The organism is Kitasatospora sp. GAS1066B, assembly GCF_041262605.1.
Lineage (GTDB): Bacteria > Actinomycetota > Actinomycetes > Streptomycetales > Streptomycetaceae > Kitasatospora.
In genome coordinates this window covers 49,524-67,992 of the sequence record NZ_JBGCCO010000019.1, presented here as the reverse complement: position 1 = coordinate 67,992, position 18,469 = coordinate 49,524, and the positions used below count along the sequence as shown (strand labels likewise).

General features: G+C 72.5%; 16 protein-coding genes and 1 pseudogene. 6 read left to right on the top strand and 11 right to left on the bottom strand.

The genetic code is table 11. The features are described from left to right. Positions 1-32: 32 nt before the first annotated feature. The gene (locus tag ABH937_RS21815) at positions 33-1,451 is read right to left on the bottom strand and encodes an NADP-dependent oxidoreductase (RefSeq protein WP_370219156.1); all 1,419 of its coding nucleotides are present in this window, start codon (positions 1,449-1,451) and stop codon (positions 33-35) included. Positions 1,452-1,524: 73 nt separating this feature from the next. Next, positions 1,525-2,415, bottom strand: coding sequence for an aminoglycoside phosphotransferase family protein (locus ABH937_RS21810; protein ID WP_370219155.1), 891 nt, complete (start codon positions 2,413-2,415; stop codon positions 1,525-1,527). A 164-nt stretch (positions 2,416-2,579) separates the two neighbouring features. Between ABH937_RS21810 and ABH937_RS21805 the strand changes: the two genes are divergently transcribed. Beyond that, on the top strand, positions 2,580-3,269 hold the full coding sequence (locus tag ABH937_RS21805) for a hypothetical protein (protein WP_370219154.1): 690 nt from the start codon (positions 2,580-2,582) through the stop codon (positions 3,267-3,269). Positions 3,270-3,310: 41 nt separating this feature from the next. Here the strand turns inward: ABH937_RS21805 and ABH937_RS21800 are convergent, their stop codons facing one another. Continuing rightward, complete coding sequence (locus ABH937_RS21800; RefSeq protein ID WP_370219153.1) at positions 3,311-3,994, bottom strand: prepilin peptidase; 684 nt, start codon at positions 3,992-3,994, stop codon at positions 3,311-3,313. A gap of 95 nt (positions 3,995-4,089) precedes the next feature. Here ABH937_RS21800 and ABH937_RS21795 point away from each other — a divergent pair, with 95 nt between their 5' ends. After that, on the top strand, positions 4,090-6,411 hold the full coding sequence (locus ABH937_RS21795; RefSeq protein WP_370145584.1) for a PQQ-binding-like beta-propeller repeat protein: 2,322 nt from the start codon (positions 4,090-4,092) through the stop codon (positions 6,409-6,411). 127 nt (positions 6,412-6,538) lie between these two features. Next, the gene (locus ABH937_RS21790) at positions 6,539-7,753 is read left to right on the top strand and encodes a pyridoxal phosphate-dependent aminotransferase (protein ID WP_280687842.1); all 1,215 of its coding nucleotides are present in this window, start codon (positions 6,539-6,541) and stop codon (positions 7,751-7,753) included. 148 nt (positions 7,754-7,901) lie between these two features. On the opposite strand, the gene ABH937_RS21785 is transcribed toward ABH937_RS21790, so the two are convergent. Further along, positions 7,902-9,728 (bottom strand): phosphoenolpyruvate carboxykinase (GTP), encoded by a 1,827-nt coding sequence (locus ABH937_RS21785; protein ID WP_280687844.1) that lies wholly within the window; start codon positions 9,726-9,728, stop codon positions 7,902-7,904. A gap of 267 nt (positions 9,729-9,995) precedes the next feature. On the opposite strand from ABH937_RS21785, the gene ABH937_RS21780 reads away from it, so the two are divergent. Next, positions 9,996-10,760, top strand: coding sequence for a hemolysin III family protein (locus ABH937_RS21780; RefSeq protein ID WP_370145582.1), 765 nt, complete (start codon positions 9,996-9,998; stop codon positions 10,758-10,760). A gap of 75 nt (positions 10,761-10,835) precedes the next feature. On the opposite strand, the gene ABH937_RS21775 is transcribed toward ABH937_RS21780, so the two are convergent. The 3 genes from ABH937_RS21775 to ABH937_RS21765 form a co-directional block, all read right to left on the bottom strand. Further along, positions 10,836-11,138, bottom strand: a complete 303-nt coding sequence (locus ABH937_RS21775; protein WP_280687848.1) for a hypothetical protein — start codon at positions 11,136-11,138, stop codon at positions 10,836-10,838. Between the two features lie 273 nt (positions 11,139-11,411). Then, positions 11,412-12,266 (bottom strand): hypothetical protein, encoded by an 855-nt coding sequence (locus ABH937_RS21770; RefSeq protein WP_370219152.1) that lies wholly within the window; start codon positions 12,264-12,266, stop codon positions 11,412-11,414. 10 nt (positions 12,267-12,276) lie between these two features. Then, positions 12,277-12,972 (bottom strand): papain-like cysteine protease family protein, encoded by a 696-nt coding sequence (locus ABH937_RS21765; RefSeq protein ID WP_280687852.1) that lies wholly within the window; start codon positions 12,970-12,972, stop codon positions 12,277-12,279. Positions 12,973-13,231: 259 nt separating this feature from the next. On the opposite strand from ABH937_RS21765, the gene ABH937_RS21760 reads away from it, so the two are divergent. Continuing rightward, positions 13,232-14,191, top strand: coding sequence for a helix-turn-helix domain-containing protein (locus tag ABH937_RS21760; RefSeq protein ID WP_370219151.1), 960 nt, complete (start codon positions 13,232-13,234; stop codon positions 14,189-14,191). On the opposite strand, the gene ABH937_RS21755 is transcribed toward ABH937_RS21760, so the two are convergent. Together ABH937_RS21755 and ABH937_RS21750 are read right to left on the bottom strand one after the other, a co-directional pair. After that, positions 14,172-15,026: a GNAT family N-acetyltransferase gene (locus ABH937_RS21755; protein WP_370219150.1), complete on the bottom strand. Its 855-nt coding sequence runs from the start codon at positions 15,024-15,026 to the stop codon at positions 14,172-14,174. The genes ABH937_RS21760 and ABH937_RS21755 overlap by 20 nt on opposite strands. 40 nt (positions 15,027-15,066) lie before the next feature. After that, positions 15,067-17,109: a thioredoxin domain-containing protein gene (locus tag ABH937_RS21750; RefSeq protein WP_280687858.1), complete on the bottom strand. Its 2,043-nt coding sequence runs from the start codon at positions 17,107-17,109 to the stop codon at positions 15,067-15,069. A 186-nt stretch (positions 17,110-17,295) separates the two neighbouring features. On the opposite strand from ABH937_RS21750, the gene ABH937_RS21745 reads away from it, so the two are divergent. Continuing rightward, entirely contained in the window at positions 17,296-17,805 is a 510-nt protein-coding gene (locus tag ABH937_RS21745) for a hypothetical protein (RefSeq protein WP_280687860.1), read from the top strand. On the opposite strand, the gene ABH937_RS21740 is transcribed toward ABH937_RS21745, so the two are convergent. Together ABH937_RS21740 and ABH937_RS21735 are read right to left on the bottom strand one after the other, a co-directional pair. After that, positions 17,784-18,137, bottom strand: coding sequence for a hypothetical protein (locus tag ABH937_RS21740; protein ID WP_280687862.1), 354 nt, complete (start codon positions 18,135-18,137; stop codon positions 17,784-17,786). The genes ABH937_RS21745 and ABH937_RS21740 overlap by 22 nt on opposite strands. A gap of 95 nt (positions 18,138-18,232) precedes the next feature. Beyond that, positions 18,233-18,427 (bottom strand): annotated as a pseudogene (locus tag ABH937_RS21735) (DUF255 domain-containing protein); the annotation flags it as partial. Between the last annotated feature and the right edge of the window lie 42 nt (positions 18,428-18,469).

Here is an 18,469-nt window from a genome sequence, read left to right as displayed (position 1 = left end):
TGCCAATGGCCGGCCAGCCCCTTCACCGGTTTTCAGGGCACCAGCACGATCTTCCCCCGGGTGTGCCGCCGCTCCAGTTCCTCGAACGCGGCGCGCACCTCGGTCAGCGGGAACTCGGCGGCGATCGGGACCTCCAGGGCGCCGTCGGCGATCAGCGCCACCAGCTCCGCGAGCACGTCGACGGTGTCGGCCATCGCGCTGCCGTCCGCCTTGACCCCGTACTCCTCGACGGCGGCGAAGTCGATGATCGTGTTGATCCGGGTCGGGTCGACGCCCAGCTCGACCGCGAGCTTCACGTAGCCGCCGCCGTAGGTGTCGACGAACGCGTCGATCCGGCCACCTGCGGCCTCGCGCAGCCGCTCGTCCAGGCCGTCGCCGTACGCCACCGGAGTGATGCCGTGCGCGCGCAGCCAGTCGTGGTTGCCCGGCCCCGCGATGCCGATCACCTCGACCCCGGCGCGCTTGGCCAGTTGCACGACCAGGGATCCGACGCCGCCCGCCGCCCCGGAGACGGCGACGGTGTCGCCCGGCTTCAACTCCACGGCGCGGACGGCGGCGTAGGCCGTCGACCCGGCGACGAAGAGCGAACCACCCACCGCCCAGGGCACGTTCGCGGGCCGCGGGGTCAGGTCCTTCGCCTCGACGATCGCGAACTCCGCGTGGCTGCCGCGCCGGTAGGTGAAGCCGATCACCTCGTCACCGACGGCGAAGCCCTCCGCCCCCGGGCCCACCTCGACCACCACGCCCGCCAGGTCGCTGCCCTCGCCCGAGGGGAAGGTGGCCGGCCAGCGGTCGTGCAGCGCTCCCCTGCGGATCATGGCCTCGCCGGGGTTGATGCCCGCGGCCTTGACCTGGACCAGCACCTCGCCCTCCCCCGGCACCGGGCGGGGCACCTCCACCACCTGCAGGACGTCGATCTCGCCGTACTCGTTGAACCGCACTGCCTTCGGCATGCTGTGCTCCCTCGTCCGTCGCACTCGCTTCTCAGGCTGTAACAGAGACGGACCCCCGGCTATGCCGGGAAGCTCGATCCACCGTGCGCCGATCGGGCTGGCCCACCAGGAGACCAGCAGGCTGAGCAGTCCGCTGGTGGCGACGGCGACCAGGCCGACGAAGAGGAGCTTGACCGCGAGCCAGCGGGTGCGGGTGATGCTCTGGTTCCAGCTCAGGCGGTGGGTGCCGGCCTCCAGCTCGCGGGCGATCAGCGGCGCGCCCCAGAAGGCGCCGAGCAGGCCGGGCACGGCGACCACCAGGCCGCTGACGACGTAGTACTGGACGTCGTACTGGGAGGTCAGCGCGGAGAGCGCCGAGCCGCAGGCGCCGCCGCTGGTCCGGCAGCCGGCCAGGGTGCTGTCGTAGGAGTGCCGCAGCCGGCTGCCGGTGATCAGCAGCAGGATCGCGGCCACGGCCAGCGCGCCGGCGGCGACGAAGACGTGGGCGCGAAAGGGCATGAGGAAACGACGGCGGCCCACCGCCCGGATCGGGCAGGTGGGCCGCCGTGGTCGACGGTGCGTCAGAGGCGGGTCACTCCTCGGCGAGGAGTTCGCCGATCACGTGGCGGGCGAGGGCGGCCTTGGCCGGACTGGTCTCCAGGTAGTACCAGAGCTCGTTGAGCGCGATCGACAGCGTCCAGCCCTGGGCTCGGGTCCAGGTCGCGTCGTCGTCGGCGGCGGCCCCGGCCCGGAAGAGGGCGCGGGCCTCGGCGGGGAGCAGGTACCAGGCGGCGATCAGGTCGACGGCGGGGTCGCCCAGACCCAGGCAGCCGAAGTCGATCACGGCGCTGAGGCGGCCGTCGGCCAGCAGGACGTTGCCGGGCTGCAGGTCGGCGTGGATCCAGACCGGTGGCTCGGCCCAGGCAGGTGCCCGCAGCGCCCTGTCCCAGCAGGCGGTGGCCGCGTCGGTGTCGATCAGGCCGGACACCTTGGCGAGGGCGGCACGGGTCGAGGCGTCGCGGGAGGCCAGCGCCTCGGCGCGCCAGGACGGCGGTGCGTCGGTGGGGTCGAGGCCGCGCAGCACGGCGATGAAGTCGGCCAAGTCGGCCGCGAGAAGGGCTGGTTCGGGTGTCCGGCCGACGGCCGGCGGTTCACCCGGCAGCCAGCGGTAGACGGACCAGGCGAACGGGTAGCCCTCGCCCGGGACGCCGAGACCGAGCGGGACGGGGACGGCGACCGGGAGCAGCGGCGCGAGCCGGGGCAGCCAGCGGTGCTCGAGCGGCACGTCGCGCGCCGCTCCCGGGGTGCGGGGCAGGCGTACCACCAGGTCCTCGCCGAGCCGGTACATGGTGTTGGAGGTGCCGGTGGCGTCGGCCGGCCTGACCGGGAGTCGGGCCCACTGCGGGAACTGGGCGGCCAGCAGTGCCCGGACCAGGGTCGGGTCGGTCTCGGCCTCGTCGGCGTGCAGTCTGCGGGTGCTCACGGGGTGATGCAAGCGGGGCGCCGATCGCGCGTCAACCGATATGGGCGGCGGGCGTGTTAGCGCTGCTGTCGAGGGCCTTCAGTTCTGCTAACTGTGCACGCGGGGCTCGCCGGGCCACAGTGGTCGACTGTACGCGTTCCCGCTGTCCCCGAGGAGTCCGGCCCATGTCCCTGCCGCACCGTGTCACCGCCTGCGCGGCGGCACTCACCGCCGTCCTGGCCCTCGGCGGCTGCCAATCCACCGGCCCCGGCCCCGGCCACGCGGCCCCCGGCGGCGGGGTCGCGCCCGGCCCGCCCGCCCCCGCCGCGGCGAACGGCCCGCGCTGGACGATCTCGCTGCCGGACACCGTGGCCGGCCACCCGAGGATCACCCCCGGCGCGGCCCAGCTGAAGCAGATCACCGACTCCTGGGCCCAGACCCGGGCCAAGGTGGGCGCGAACGGGCAGGTGCAGGTGGGCGTCTACGACGACCAGGCCGAGGACGCCTACCTGATCGTCACCGGCGTCAGCGGCAGCGGCTTCGACCCCTCAAGGGTGAACACGCTCTCCACCGCACCGGCCGCGACCAGGGACACCGACGGCAACGCGGTCACCAACAACTTCCAGAACGTCGACCCCGGTCCGCACGGCGGCTCGGACACCTGCGACGAGGTGACGGACGAGGCGCGGTCGATCCAGGGCACCATGGCGGCCGAGAACACCAGTTGCTTCTGGATGACCGGGACGACCTTCGGCGGGATCACCTTCTACAACAAGCAGGACGGCAAGATCAACTTCCACTCCGTCGACATCACCGCCCTGGTGGCCGGGCCGATCATGGTCGCTGTCCGGACCGACGTCGAGCACCAGGGCTGAGGGTCGGCAACTCGCGTCTGGTACGGGATCGTTCAGCCGCGCTAACGCACCGCCAGCACGGCCACCAGCGCGCCCAGCAGCATGCACGGCCCGAACGGGAGCGGGTCCTTCGCCTTCGCCCGCCCGGTGAGCAGGAGCAGCAGGCCCCACAGCGCCGCCAGCAGGAAGCCCGCGAAGGCGCCGTCGAAGACGGCGCGCCAGCCGTACCAGGCGAGCAACGCGCCCAGCGTCAGGGCGAGTTTGGCATCCCCCAGCCCCATCGGGCCGAGCACCGCCAGCACGCCGTACAGCAGCCCCAGCACCAGCCCGGCGGCCAGGCAGCGCAGCAGGCGGTCGAAACCGCCGAGCGCGAGCAGCAGGGCCGTGCCGACGCCGAGCGGCAGGGTGAGCGCGTCCGGCAGGCGGTGCACGGCGGCGTCCACGAAGGCGAGCACCACGGCGAAGAGCGCGACCCAGCCGAGCGCAGGACCGACCGGCCAGGCCGCCGCCGCGCCGACCGCCATCCCGGCGCCGACGGCGGCCAGTTCGACCAGCAGCGGGGCCGGCCCCCGCCCCGCCCGGCAGGACGGGCAACGCCCGGTCGGCGGCAGCCACCAGGCGGCCCGCCCGCACTGCGCGCAGACGGCGAGCGGCGCACCGGCCGGCACCGCGTACCGGGTGGCGGCGGCCCGCAGGACGGGGGCGGCGGCGGCACCGGCGAGCGCTCCGAAGATCAGTCCGATCACGTTCGTCCTCCTCCCCTTCGCGCGGTGCGGCTATGCCCCCGTACGCTCTTGGCGCTCAAGCCCGTACGCCCGTACAAAGCAGGGGGACGCTCAGCATGGAACCGTTGGACAGCACCGATCCACAGGCGATCGGTCCCTACCGCCTGATCTCCCGGCTCGGCGTGGGCGGGATGGGCCGGGTCTACCTGGCCCGTTCGGCCGGCGGGCGCACCGTCGCCGTCAAGGTGGTGCGCCCCGAACTCGCCGGCGACAGCGAGTTCCGCGAGCGGTTCGCCCGCGAAGTGGCCGCCGCCCGGGCCGTCGACGGCGCGTACACGGCGCCCGTGGTGGACGCCGAACCTGACGGGGCGTTGCCCTGGTTGGCGACCAGCTACGTGCTGGGGCCGAGCCTCACCGACGCCGTGCGCGACCACGGGCCGCTGCCCGAGCAGTCGGTCCGCGCGCTGGGCGCCGGGCTCGCGCAGGCGCTGCGCGCCGTGCACGCCGCCGGGCTGGTGCACCGCGACCTCAAGCCGTCCAACGTGCTGCTGGCCGCCGACGGCCCGCGGGTGATCGACTTCGGCATCGCCCGCGCGCTGGACGGTGACCAGATGACCCGCACCGGCATCGTGGTCGGCTCGCCCGGCTACATGTGCCCCGAGCAGGCCGCCGGGCAGCCGATGGGCCCGGCCGGCGACGTCTTCTCGCTCGCCTCGGTGCTGCTCTTCGCCGCCACCGGGCACGGTCCGTTCGAGAGCGAGTCCGGCCCGGCCGCACAGCTCTACCGGGTGATCCACGACCAGCCGGAGCTGGCCGCGCTGCCGGACGGGCTGCGCCAGGCGGTGGCCGCCTGCCTGGCCAAGGACCCGGCCCGCCGCCCCACCCCCGAGCAGCTCGGCGCGATGCTGGCGCCCGAGGGCGCGGACGCGATCCTGCGCGACGGCTGGCTGCCGGTGCCGGTCGCCTCCGCGATCGCGCGGCACGCCGCCACCGTGATGGACCTGGAGACGCCGACGCACGGGACCGCCGCGGGCCCGAGCGCCACGGCCGGCACCGGCAGCGCGTACTCCCCGACCCGCACCGACGGGGTGGCGGTGCCGTTCGAGGGCACCATGAAGCTCGGCGCCGCGCCGACCACCGCGGCGCTCACCACGTCTGACGCTCCGTCGAACTCCCGGCGCCGGCTGCTCTTCGCCGGTGGCGGGCTGCTCGCGCTGGCGGCGGCGGGCGGCGCGGCCTGGGCGATCGAGAGCGGCGGCAGCTCGAAGACCGCCGACGGCCCGGCCAAGCCGGCCCCCGGCGGCTCGCCGGGGGCCTCCTCGACCGGCGCCGCGGCCAACTCCTCGGCCAACTCCGCGGCCGGCGCCCAGCCGTTGCCGTCCGCCACCCAGAGCCGCGCGGACGGCGTCCCGCCGCAGCCGCTGTGGACCTACAACGCCACCGGCCGGCTCTCCTCCTCCCCCGTGGTGGTCTCGGGCGGCATGGTGCACCCGCAGGGCGAGGCACTGATCGGCCTGGACGGCGCCACCGGCAAGGTGGTCTGGAGCCGTCCGGACGTGGACGCCACGAACGCCGCGGCCAGCGGCGGCAAGGTCTACGTCAGCGCCGGGAACGGCGCGGCCGGCTACGACTCGGCCGGCGGGCAGCCGGTCTGGCAGTCCACGACCACCGACCCGAGCGGCAACCTGATCTCCACCGACAACCTGCTGGGCGCCGACGACAAAGCGGTCTACATGTTCGCGGCGATCCTGCCGAAGGGCGAGATCACCACCACCGGGACCGACGGCGTGGTCGCCTTCTCGATCGCGACCAAGCAGCAGCTCTGGTTCCAGCCGCGGAAGAAGGGCACCGACCCGCTGGTCGACAGCCAGGCCTGGGGCGGCAACCTCTACTACACCGACGACCAGGAGAACCTGGTCGCCCGCAGCGGCCAGGACGGCCACCAGATGTGGTTCGCCGCCACCGGCGCCAAGGCCGCCTACCCGGCCGCCTTCGACGCGACCCAGGCGTACTGCCTGGCCGAGGGCCGGGGCCTGCAGGCGGTCCGGTTGACCGACGGCACCCAGCAGTGGGAGATCAAGGTCCCGGCGGGCGAGCAGCGGATGTTCGAACCGATCACGGTGGCGGACGGGGTGGTCTACGGCAGCGACGGCACCTTGACGGTGGGCGCCTGGGACGTCAAGACCGGCAACCAGCTCTGGTCCTGCCCGTTGCCGCAGCGGGCCTCCTGGGTCTCGGCCCCGGTGGTGGTGCAGCAGACCCTCTTCGTGCCGTCCAACGACGGCGGCGGCATCTACGCCGTCGACACCAAGCAGGGCAAGATCCGCTGGAACTTCACCAACGGCCAGAACGCGACCTCCGACTGGTACCTGGCGACCGACGGCCAGCGCCTGTTCGCCGCCTACGGAGGGACGATCTACGCGCTGCCGCCGGTGTGACGAGGCCGCTCGGCGTCGAGGGCGACGGCCGGTGTGCGGGCCGGCCGCGCGCCCTCGACAGCTCCGCAGCGCCCGCGTGGTCGAAAACACGCCCCGGGCCCCGGCGGCGGAGCCGTAGAGTGATCGCATGCAGGTCATCCAGTCCAGCAAGCTCGCCAATGTCTGTTACGACATCCGCGGCCCGGTGCTCGACGAGGCGATGCGACTGGAGGAGCAGGGGCATCGCATCCTCAAGCTGAACACGGGCAACCCGGCCGCGTTCGGCTTCGAGGCGCCGCCCGAGATCCTCCAGGACATCCTGCGCAACCTCGCCTCCGCGCACGGCTACGGCGACTCCAAGGGCCTGCTCGCCGCGCGCCGTGCGGTGGTCATGCAGTACGAGGAGCGCGGGCTGCACGGGCTGAGCGTGGATGACGTCTTCCTCGGCAACGGCGTCTCCGAGCTGATCCAGCTCGCGATGACCGCGCTGCTGGACGACGGCGACGAAGTACTGGTCCCGGCCCCCGACTACCCGCTGTGGACGGCCTCGGTCAGCCTGGCCGGCGGCACGGCCGTGCACTACCGCTGCGACGAGCTCTCCGAGTGGTACCCGGACCTGGCGGACATCGAGGCCAAGGTCACCGACCGGACCCGGGCGATCGTGGTGATCAACCCCAACAACCCGACCGGCGCGGTCTATCCGCAGGAGGTGCTGGAGGGGATCGTCGAGATCGCCCGCCGGCACAAGCTGGTCGTCTACGCGGACGAGATCTACGACAAGATCCTCTACGACGACGCGGTGCACGTGCCGCTGGCCACGCTGGCCCCCGACCTGTTCTGCGTCACCTTCAACGGGATGTCCAAGGCCTACCGGGTGGCCGGCTTCCGGTCCGGCTGGATGGTGCTCTCCGGCGACCGGCACCGGGCCCGCAGCTACATCGAGGGCCTGACCGTGCTGGCCAGCATGCGGCTGTGCGCCAACATGCCCGCACAACACGCGGTGGCGGCGGCGCTCGGCGGCCGGCAGTCGATCAAGGACCTGGTCCTGCCGGGCGGGCGGCTGCTGGAGTCCCGGGACGCGGCCTACCGGCTGCTCAACGACATCCCCGGGGTCAGCTGCGTGAAGCCGAAGGGCGCGCTGTACGCGTTCCCGCGGCTCGACCCGTCGGTCTACAAGATCAAGGACGACGCGCAGATGGTGCTCGACCTGCTGCGCGCCCAGCGGATCCTGATCGTCCAGGGCAGCGGCTTCAACTGGCCCGAGCCGGACCACTTCCGGCTGGTCACGCTGCCCCGCCCGGAGGAGATCGAGGACGCGGTCACCCGGATCGGCGACTTCCTGTCGGGGTACGTGCAGCCGTAGCACGCCGCGGAACGGCGACGGCCGCGGCCCCCTTGCACGGGGGCCGCGGCCGTTTCGCGCACCGTTGCCGGTGCGGTGGTCAGCGGTCCGGCCGCCGCGCCACTGGGCAGCGGCGGCCGGACCTGGTCTTGGTGGCTCAGCCGGTCGCTCAGCCGAGGCGCTTGACCAGCGCCCGGTACTCGTCCCACAGCTCGGCGGGGGTGTGCTCGCCGAACAGCTCCAGGTGGGCCGGGATCAGCGCGGCCTCCTGGCGCCAGATGTCGGTGTCGACCGAGAGCAGCAGCTCCAGGTCCTCGGCCGACAGGTCCAGGCCGTCCAGGTCGAGCGCGTCCTTGGCCGGCAGCACGCCGATCGGGGTCTCGACGCCCGCGCCGGTGCCCTGCAGGCGCTCGACGATCCACTTCAGCACGCGGCTGTTCTCGCCGTAGCCCGGCCAGACGAACTTGCCGGCGGCGTTCTTGCGGAACCAGTTGACGTAGTAGATCTTCGGCAGCTTGCTGGCGTCGGCGGCGGCGCCGAGCTTGATCCAGTGCGCGAAGTAGTCGCCCATGTTGTAGCCGCAGAAGGGCAGCATCGCGAACGGGTCGCGGCGCAGCTCGCCCACGGTGCCCTCGGCGGCGGCGGTCTTCTCGGAGGCGATGTTGGAGCCCAGGAAGACGCCGTGCTGCCAGTCGAAGGACTCGGTGACCAGCGGGACGGCGGTGGCGCGACGGCCACCGAACAGGATGGCCGAGATCGGCACACCCGCCGGGTCCTCCCACTCGGGAGCGATGGTCGGGCACTGCGCGGCCGGGACGGCGAACCGCGCGTTCGGGTGGGCCGCCGGCGTCCCGCTCTGCGGGGTCCAGTCGTTGCCGCGCCAGTCGGTCAGGTGGGCCGGCGGCTCCTCGGTCAGGCCCTCCCACCAGACGTCGCCGTCGTCGGTCAGCGCGACGTTGGTGAAGACGGTGTTGCCCCAGAGGGTCTCGATCGCGTTCGCGTTGGTGTCCACGCCGGTGCCGGGGGCGACGCCGAAGAAGCCGGCCTCCGGGTTGATCGCGTAGAGCTGCCCGTCGGCACCGAAGCGCATCCAGGCGATGTCGTCGCCGATCGTCTCGACCTTCCAACCCGGGATGGTGGGCTGGAGCATGGCGAGGTTGGTCTTGCCGCAGGCGCTCGGGAAGGCGGCGGTGACGTACTTGACCTCACCATTGGGCGCGGTGAGCTTCAGGACGAGCATGTGCTCGGCCAGCCAGCCCTCGTCGCGGGCCATGGTGGAGGCGATCCGCAGCGCGTAGCACTTCTTGCCGAGCAGGGCGTTGCCGCCGTAGCCCGAACCGAAGGACCAGATCTCCTTGGTCTCCGGGAAGTGCGAGATGTACTTCGTGGTGTTGCACGGCCACGGCACGTCCGCTTCGCCCTCGGCCAGCGGGGCGCCGACGGTGTGCACGGCCTTGACGAAGTCCCCGTCCTCGCCGAGCTGGTCGAGCACGGCCTGGCCCATCCGGGTCATCACGCGCATCGAGACGGCGACGTAGGCGGAGTCGGTGATCTCGACGCCGTACGCGGCCAGCGGGGAGCCGACCGGGCCCATCGAGAACGGCACGACGTACATCGTGCGGCCCTTCATCGCGCCCCGGAACAGGCCCTGCTCGCCCGAGAAGATGGCCCGCATCTCGGCGGGCGCCTTCCAGTGGTTGGTCGGGCCGGCGTCCTTCTCCTGCTCGGAGCAGATGAAGGTGCGGTCCTCGACACGGGCCACGTCGCTCGGGTCGGAGGCGGCGTAGTAGGAGTTGGGCCGCTTCTCGGGGTTGAGCTTCTTGAAGGTGCCGAGCTCGACGAGCTGGTCGGCGAGGCGCTGGTACTCCTCTTCCGAACCGTCGCACCACACGACGCGCTCGGGCTGGGTGAGCTCAGCGATCTCGCTGACCCAGGCCAGCAGGCGGTGGTGGCGGGTGGGTGCCGCGACGCTGACGGCAGAGTTCTCGTACGACACGATCGCTCCGTTTCACGCCTGATCGATCATGGACAGGCGTCCGGGGGGTTGAGGGTGGTTACACCGTAGCTCCGCCCTTCAAGCCCCAACACGGCACAGTGGCAGCCTTGCCTCAACTTTTGCTACTCATTGGCCAAAAACTGGGCGTTCAGCGGGCGATTACGTCAGGGCCCGGAGTCGCCTCGATCACACTCGACTACTCCACATTGTCCAAAAGTGACTGAGCCCACTTCCTACTTATAAGTAACCTACGCGTGCGTAGGTAGCATGAGCGGCATGACTGCGGATCAGAACTCGGCGGCTGCTGCTGCCGATGCGGGCCTGCCACTGCCCACGGAGGCGGGTGCGCTCGGGGCCACGGACGCGCTCCAGACCACGGGGGCGTCACTGCTGCCCGCCAAGCCCGCCTGGCGTGGCTGGCTGCACGCCGGGATGTTCCCGGCCGCCGTCGCGGGGGGCATCGTGCTGATCTCCCTCGCCGACTCGCCCCGGGCCCGGCTCGCCTGCGCGATCTACTCGGTGAGCGCCTGGCTGCTCTTCGGCATCAGCGCGGTCTACCACCGGTTCACCTGGGGCCCGCGCGGCGACGCGATCCTGCGCAGGCTCGACCACGCGAACATCTTCCTGATCATCGCCGGGTCCTACACGCCGTTCACCATCCTGCTGCTGCACGGCGGTCGGCGTGAGCTGCTGCTCTGGCTGGTCTGGGGCGGCGCGCTGGCGGGGATAGCCTTCCGGGTCTTCTGGGTCGGCGCGCCGCGCTGGCTCTACACGCCCTGCTACCTCGCACTCGGCTGGGCCGCGGTGTTCTTCCTGCCCGACTTCCTGCGCACCGGCGGCGTCGCGGTCGTCGTCCTGCTGATCATCGGCGGCCTGCTCTACAGCGCCGGCGGCGTGGTCTACGGGCTCAAGCGGCCGAACCCGTCACCGCGCTGGTTCGGGTTCCACGAGGTCTTCCACGCCTTCACGCTCGGCGCGTTCATCGTGCAGTACGTGGGTGTCTCGCTGATCGCCTACACCGTGGCCGGCTGACTCGACTCGACACTCCAGATCGTCCACATGGACCGGGGTGCACGGCCCCGACGGCCAGGTAGGCCCGCCCGCCGGTCAGCCGGCCTGGCGGGCCTGCTGGTCACGGCGGGCCACCGCTTCGGCGCCCAGTTCGCGCGCCCGCCGGCAGCGCTCGCAGTGCGCTGCGTCCGCACGCCCCTCATGGCGCTCGGCGTGCACCGGCGGATGCCCCGCGCGCCGGAAACGGCGCGCGACATGGACCATCACCAGCAGGGCCTCCACCGAGGCGACCACCCAGACCAGTGCGGCCCCGTCGGCCAGGTAGGCCGCGACGACGGCCAGCGCGGCGCCGACCACGGCGACCATGCCCCAGAACTGCAGGTCCCGCGCATCCTTCACGGCCCTCGCCACCTCTCCCCACTCTGACCCAGTGGTACATCGTATCTACCGACGGTGACAGGGAGTAGTCGAGGTAGGGCGAACAGCACGTCAATGTTTCATCAACTCCGGGTGCCGCGACGGGCGCCCAAGAGCCGCGCCCGACCGGCCACTTGGCGCAGATCTTGATGGTCGGAGGTGAACAGGGGCGTGCGCGCCCCTGCGGCTTGGGGCCTCCCGGCCGAAGGCTGGGGGAGAGTCCGCAGGGACGCGCACGGTTCCGGGTGCCGCCGCCTACGCGCTCGCGCGGCGGCGGCGCACGGCCAGGCCCACCCCGGTCAGCGCGGTCAGCCCGAGGGCCGCGGCGGCGGTGACGGCGGGGACGTCGACCGCGCCGGTCGCACTGCCGGCGCCGGCGGCAGCCGTGGCACCGGTGGCCGAGAACCCGCCGCCCAGACCCGCCTTGTCGTAGGCCGAGCCGGGCAGCTTGTCGCCGTACCGCTGGTGCACCAGCTTCTGGTACGCCGCCAGGCCCACCCCGCCCGCGCCTACGGAACTGCGCGCCTCCGCGTCCAGCGGCAGCACCCGCCCGCCGCGCAGCACGTACCAGGCGTTGACCTGCGGCTCGCGGAAGACCGTGCCACCGCCGCCGGCCGCGCCGAGCGCCGCGTAGTCGGTCTCGTCGCTGCCGGAGGCGATGTTCACCACCCGCCAGCCGCCGTTCTGCCGCACCGTCCAGACCGAGGCGGTGCGGCCGTCGGGCGTGGCCACTTCGGTGGCGGTGAAGTCCGGCCTGGCCACCGCCGCGCCCTTGGCACCGGCCACGAAAGCGGGGTCCAGCGTGTAGACCGGGACGGTGGCACCGACCAACCGCGGGGCCGCCGCCGCGTCCGGGGCGGCGGCGAGGTGCTGGGCCGGCTGCACTCGCTGCGCCGGGGGCACCGTGTCATGGGCGAAGAAGCGCCCCAACTGGTCGAGCACGGCGGGGGCTTGGACCGCGCCGTGGGCGGCGGCCAGGTCGCTCTGCGGCACGGCGGCCGGGGCCGACCCCGGGGCGTCGGCCTGCGCGAGGGGGGTCGCGAGCAGCCCGGCACCGGCGGCGAGCACGGCCGCGGTGACCGCGCGCCGGATGTTCTGACGGTTCGTCATGATGGCCTCCTCACGCGCCGATCTGGTACAGGGAGTGGGTCCAGGAGAAGGAGCCGTTGCTCACGTAGTAGTTGTAGTCCGCCCAGTTGTAGCGGTAGTCCGAGGGCCAGGGGTCGCCCCAGTAGACCCAGTTGTTGCTGAGGTCGTAGCCGTAGAGCACCTCCATGTGGCCGCCGCCCGAGGACCACTGGATCCGGGTCTCCACCGGCCGGTTGTTGTTGATCTCGTTCTGCACCGTGCCGTAGTAGAGGGACCCGGACACGTAGCTGCCCGGGTTGATGCCGATCCAGCTCAGCGCGTTCTGCACATCGTCCAGCGCCGCCTGGCTGTTGGGGCAGGAGGAGTCGATGGAGCGGCCGAACGCGGCGTCGCAGAACTGGTTCTGGCTGTAGTTGTAGCCGTACCAGGCGGCGATGGTGTCGCCGCTGGCCGCCCAGCACCAGTTGGAGTTCTGCTGTTGCTGCATACCGATGTTGAGGGTCTTCGAGCTGCCGTCGGCGGCCGTCTGCGCGCCGGCGGCGAAGGCCGGGCGGGCCTGGGCGAGCGGGCGCTGCGCCGTGGCGCCGGCCCCGGTGGCGGGCTCGGCGGCGGCGCCGGCCGGGGAGCCGGCGGCCACGGTCAGCGCCGGGCCGAGCGCGGCCAGCGCGACCACGGCGAGCGCCTTGCGCAGGCGTCCGGTGGCCCGGGATGGTCTGGAAGCGGACATGGCGTTTCCTCCTTGCGGGCAAGCAGGGAAAGGAAGTGGGGGACACGCGAACCCCGACGCCGTTCGCGGGCGGCGGCGAGGTGTGACAGAGCATCAGGCCGTTGACCGGCCCTGGTCAACGGCGTTCCCGGCGCCACCGCGTCAGGTGTGAATGCCGTCCCGCGAGTGTGAACGCCACCGGCCGCTGCTCTCCGCAGGGGTGACAAGGGGCGCCGGGCGTGTGAATATTCACCACCATGACCGCAGTTGGGAGGCCGCCTTGGGGCGCGTATCAACCCGCACGGCACCGCGCGGCGGCCAACCCGAGCTGGCCACGGTGCTGCGCACCGGCCCCTTCCACCTCGCACTGCGCACCGCGCTGGCCGCGCGCGGGCTGGCCCTGCACCGGGTGCAGCAGCACCTGGCGCAGCGCGGCGTGCACGTCGGGGTGACCAGCCTCAGCTACTGGCAGCAGGGTCGGCGGCGCCCCGAGCGGGCCGAATCACTGCGTGCGGTACGGGCGTTGGAGGAGGTCCTGGGACTGCCCGCGGACTCGCTGACCCGGCTGCTCGGCCCGCGCCGGGGACCCTTGGCCGAGCCGCCGCCGACCGTGACCACCCGCCCCTACCGCGACCTGATCTCCCCCGGCGACGCGGTGGACGAGTTGCTCGCCGAACTCCCCGGGCCGCGCGACACCGGCCTGCACACCCTCACCCACATCGAGCGGATCCGGGTCGGCGCCGACCGCCAACTGCTGCGCCGCGACTCGCAGCACGCGGTGCGCGCCCACCGCGACGGCATCGACCGGTACCTGGCGATCTACCAGGGCGACCCGGGCTGCGACGTCTCCCGGGTGCTGGTGCGGGCCGAGGAGAACTGCCGCCCGGGCCGGATCGCCCGCGACCAGGCCTCCCGACTCGTGATCGCCGAGCTGCTGCTGGACCGCCGGCTGCGCACCGGCGAGACGCACCTGCTCGGCTACGGCTTTGACGACGCCCCCGCGCCCGGCCCGAGCGGCGAGTTCGTGCGCGGCTTCAACTCCGGCACCGGGCAGTACGTCCTACAGGTGACCTTCCACCCGGCCGCGCTCCCGGTGCGCTGCCACCGCTTCGCGAGCAGCACGCCGGGAGCCGAGCCGTACGAGCGCGAGGAGCTCACGCTGGACGGCCAGCACGGCGTGCTCCTGGTCGCCGCCGGGCTGGCGCCGTGCCTGCTGGGGATCAGGTGGGACTGGGCGTGAAGCCGAGGACCACGCAGTCCTCCACCGGCCGGTAGCCGAGCTTCTGGTAGATCGAGTTGCTGGTGGGGTTGGCCAGGTCGGTGTAGAGCAGCACCTGCGCCGCCCCGCGCCCGCCCGCCAACGCCGAGACGGCGGCCGTCGCCGCGCTGGCGTAGCCGTGTCCGCGCAGCTCGGGCGGGGTGTAGACCGGGCCGATCCGGGTCATCCCCGCGAGCACCGGGGAGAGCCCCGCCAGCGCGACCGGGCGGCCCGCGACCTCCCAGAGGTGGAGTTCACCGTTGGCGGTGCGGCGGGCGACCAGGTCCTCCAGCTGGTGGAACGTCATGTTGACCTCGACGAAGAAGGCCTCGAACCAGCCGAGCAGCAATGCGTGGTCCGCCGGGACGGCCTGCCGGAACCGGCCGGCGACCGTGGGCACCGTCAACTCGCCCAGCCGGTACAGCCGCTCCTCCACCTGCACGGTGACCGTGCCGCCCGAGCGCTCGGCCCAGGCCGCGGCGAACGCCCGTGCCTCGCGCACGCCGCCCGAGACACCCGTCAGCTCGGGCCCGTCGAACAGCGCGGCCGCAAGCTCGGTGGCCGCCTCGGGCGGCATCTCACCGAGCCGGAGCGGCTGCGGCGGGGTCTGCAGCCAGGCCCCCGCCACCGGCGACTCGGCACTCGGGCGCCACCAGCCGAAGCGCGGGGGCTTGTTCGGGTCGCCGCCGACCGCACTGCCGGCCGCCAGCCGGTTCACCAGCGTGAGCAGGACGGTGTTCCGCGCCGGGTGCGCCTGAAGGAAGTCCCCGGCAGCTGCGCGGAACTCGGCGAGCGAATCGGTGAAGGTCCAGGTCATCTCCCGATGCTGGCCCATGCCCCCGCCGAACGCACCCGAATTACCGGACCCGCGTGCCGAGTTCCTCCCCCAGCACCACCGGGTCCGCCGTCGGCGCCTGGCAGGCGAAGTGGCGGCACACGTACGCCGCCGGCCTGCCGTCGAGCAGCGGCCGGTCCGCCAGCAACGGCACCTCGTCCCCCGCACCCGCCTCGCCGACGGCCACCACCGCGCCGGGCGCGGTGGCCAGCAGCGCGGTGCGGCGCAGCGCGACGGTCCGCGGATCGCCGGCCGGGCCGACCACCGCCACCTCGCGCGGTCCGTCCAGCAGCGCCTCGGCCGCCGCCAGCCCCCACCCGATGAACCGCGGCGCCTGCCCCGCCAGGGCCCCGACCACGCCCAACGCCCGCTCGGCGGCGGTGCGGTGGCGCTCGGAGCCGGTGTACGCGGCGTAGCTCAGCAGCGCCTGCGCGGCGGCGGTCCAACCGGACGGGGTGGCATTGTCGGTCGGGTCCTGCGGGCGCCGGATCAGCTCCTCCGCGTCATCCGCCGTGTCGTACAGGCTTCCTGACGCATCGTCGGTGAAGTGCTCGAGCACCGTGTCGAGCAGCCCGCCCGCGAGCCCCAGCCACTCGGCCTCCCCGGTCACCGCGTAGAGCGCCAGGAACCCCTCGGCCACGTCCGCGTAGTCCTCCAGGACCCCCGCGTTGGCCCCAGGGTGCCCGTCCCGCGAGGTGCGCAACAGCCGCCCCGGTGCGGTCAGATGGACGCTCAGCAGCAGGTCGGCGGCCCGCTCGGCGGCCGCCACCAGGTCCGGGCGGTCCAGCAGCGCACCGGTCTCGGCGAGCGCGGCGATCGCCAGCCCGTTCCAGGCGGCCACCACCTTGTCGTCCCGCGCCGGCGCCGGGCGCTCGGCCCGCGCCGCCAACAGCCGCTCGCGCACCCGGCGGTGCGCGCCCGCGTCCTCGGGATCCCGCAGCAACTGCAGCACCGAGGCACCCTCTTCGAAGGTGCCCGCCTCGGTCACGCCGAACAGCTCGCCCGCCAGCGCCCCGTCCGCCTCCCCCAGCGCCTCGGCCAGCTCGGCGGGCGTCCAGACGTAGTACGCCCCCTCGCGGTGCGCACCCTGGGCGTCCACGCTGTCGGCATCCAGCGCCGAGGCGAACCCGCCCTGCGCCGTGCCCAGTTCACGCACCAGGAAGTCCGCCGTCTCCAGCGCCACCCGCCGGGCCCGCTCCTGGCCGGTGGCCCGCCACAGGTGCAGGTAGACCCGGATCAGCAGCGCGTTGTCATACAGCATCTTCTCGAAGTGTGGCACCACCCAGCCCGCATCCACCGAGTACCGCGCGAACCCGCCGGCCAACTGGTCGTAGATCCCGCCGCGCGCCATCGCCTCGGCCGTCCGCTCCACCAACTCCAGCGCCACCTCGGACCCGGTCCGCGCGTGGTGCCGCAACAGGAACTCCAACACCATCGACGGCGGGAACTTCGGCGCCCCACCGAACCCGCCCCGCACCGGATCGAAGCTGCGGCTCAACCCCGTCAACGCCTGGTGCAACTCCGCCTTCCCCGGCGGATTGCCACCCCCCGCCCCGTACACCCCAGCCCGCTGCGCCAACTCCACCCGGATCCGCCCCGCGACCTCGGCCACCTCGTCCGGCCGCTCCCGCCAGGCCGCGTCCACGCCCTCCAACACCTGCCGGAAGGACGGCATCCCATGCCGCGGCTCGGGCGGGAAGTACGTCCCGAAGTAGAACGGCTCCTTGCCCGGAGTGAGGAACACCGTCATCGGCCACCCACCCTGCCCGGTCGCCGCCTGCACCGCCTCCATATAGACGGCATCGACGTCCGGCCGCTCCTCGCGGTCCACCTTCACCGCGACGAAGTGCTCGTTCAGGTAGGCCGCAACCGCCTCGTCCTCGAACGACTCGTGCGCCATCACGTGACACCAGTGGCACGCCGCATACCCGACGGAGAGCAGTACCGGCACCCCACGCCGCTCCGCCTCCGCGAACGCCTCGGGGGACCACTCCCACCAGTCGACGGGGTTGTCGGCGTGCTGCTGGAGGTACGGGGAGGTGGCATCGGCCAGGCGGTTCACCATGGCCGGAGTATCTCAGCCGACTGGCCCGCTGCGCGGACTGCCCCGCCAACACGCCGCGGAACTGACCTCACTATTCGAACGAAAGTCCACAGGTCGGTGATCTACCTCGCCGCGCGGAGCGTCCGGGCCGAATAAACCGCTGTTCTCCGCCGCAGGGTGCCCGCACCTCGTCGATCATGGCCAGTAATGGACCCGTACCGGCGGGTAGATAAAGTGGCGCGGTTAAGTGAATGGAAATCGGGCAACTACTGCCAGTTCATCGACAAGATCGGGAAGGACATAGTCTCGGATATTACGACCTGCGTGATTCGCGGAATGCTGACCACCTATACGCAGTCAACGGCTGCAATGTACGGGATACCGCTCGTCGACGATGTCTACTGCGGGCTGGCATGGGACTCGAAGCGACGGAACTGGGATGCCTCCGCGACGCGATTGCCCATAGCGGACGGAAAACCTCTCCTACTCGTCCCGAAGGTGATCGTACGACACGACCTCCTCCTCACGAAGCAGGAGCTCTTGGGGTTCTCACCCCGATACGCGGGTCCCGTCGAGATAGAGGCCTCCCGCAACGCGGACCAGCTCATCGGCCTTCTTCTCGACTTCAGCGACGAAGGCTGGCGGTGCTTCGCTGATCACGTATTCCTCACTGGGGAGGTACTCCCAGGACCACGTCATGCGCCCAGCACCCGGTAGGCGGCCCGGATGATCTCGGCAGCGGTGAGGGCATAACGCCGAGAGTCATCAGGCTCCTCCGTCACCTGCACGAGGTACTCGGCTCGGCGGAGCTTGGCGGCTGTTTCCGGATGCCGTTCGATCTCGACCACGACAGCCCACCGCAGGAGGAACCCTCGGAGAGGATCGAGGGTGTCGGAGTCGATGGCCTTGGTGATCGCTTCGGCCTGCTCGGTCTGCATCTCCAGCAGGCGGTCCGGGGCTACAACGGCAAGGGCAGCCTTGAGAGCGGTGATGGTCCGCTCCGGGCGCGGGATCAGCTCTTCGGCGTGGTGCTCCGGCTGTGCGGTCACGTCTCCTCCGTGCGTGTAGGCCGCTACCACGCTACAACGCGGCAGGCCCGCTGATCCTCCGATTCGGGTGACACATCGCCCCTTGCCTGCCCCTCCCAGTGACACGCCGCATACCCGACCGAGAGCAGTACCGGCACACCCCGCCGCGCCGCCTCCGCGAACGCCTCGGGGCTCCACGGCCACCAGTCCACGGGGTTGTCGGCGTGCTGCACGAGGTACGGAGAGGTGGCGCCTGCAAGTCGGTGCCGGACACCGCAGTGCCCGGGCGCCCGGGCCCGCCGAGCCCCGATCCGCTCCGTTCCGCGGGAGGGCGGCTGGAGTGGGGGCTGGTC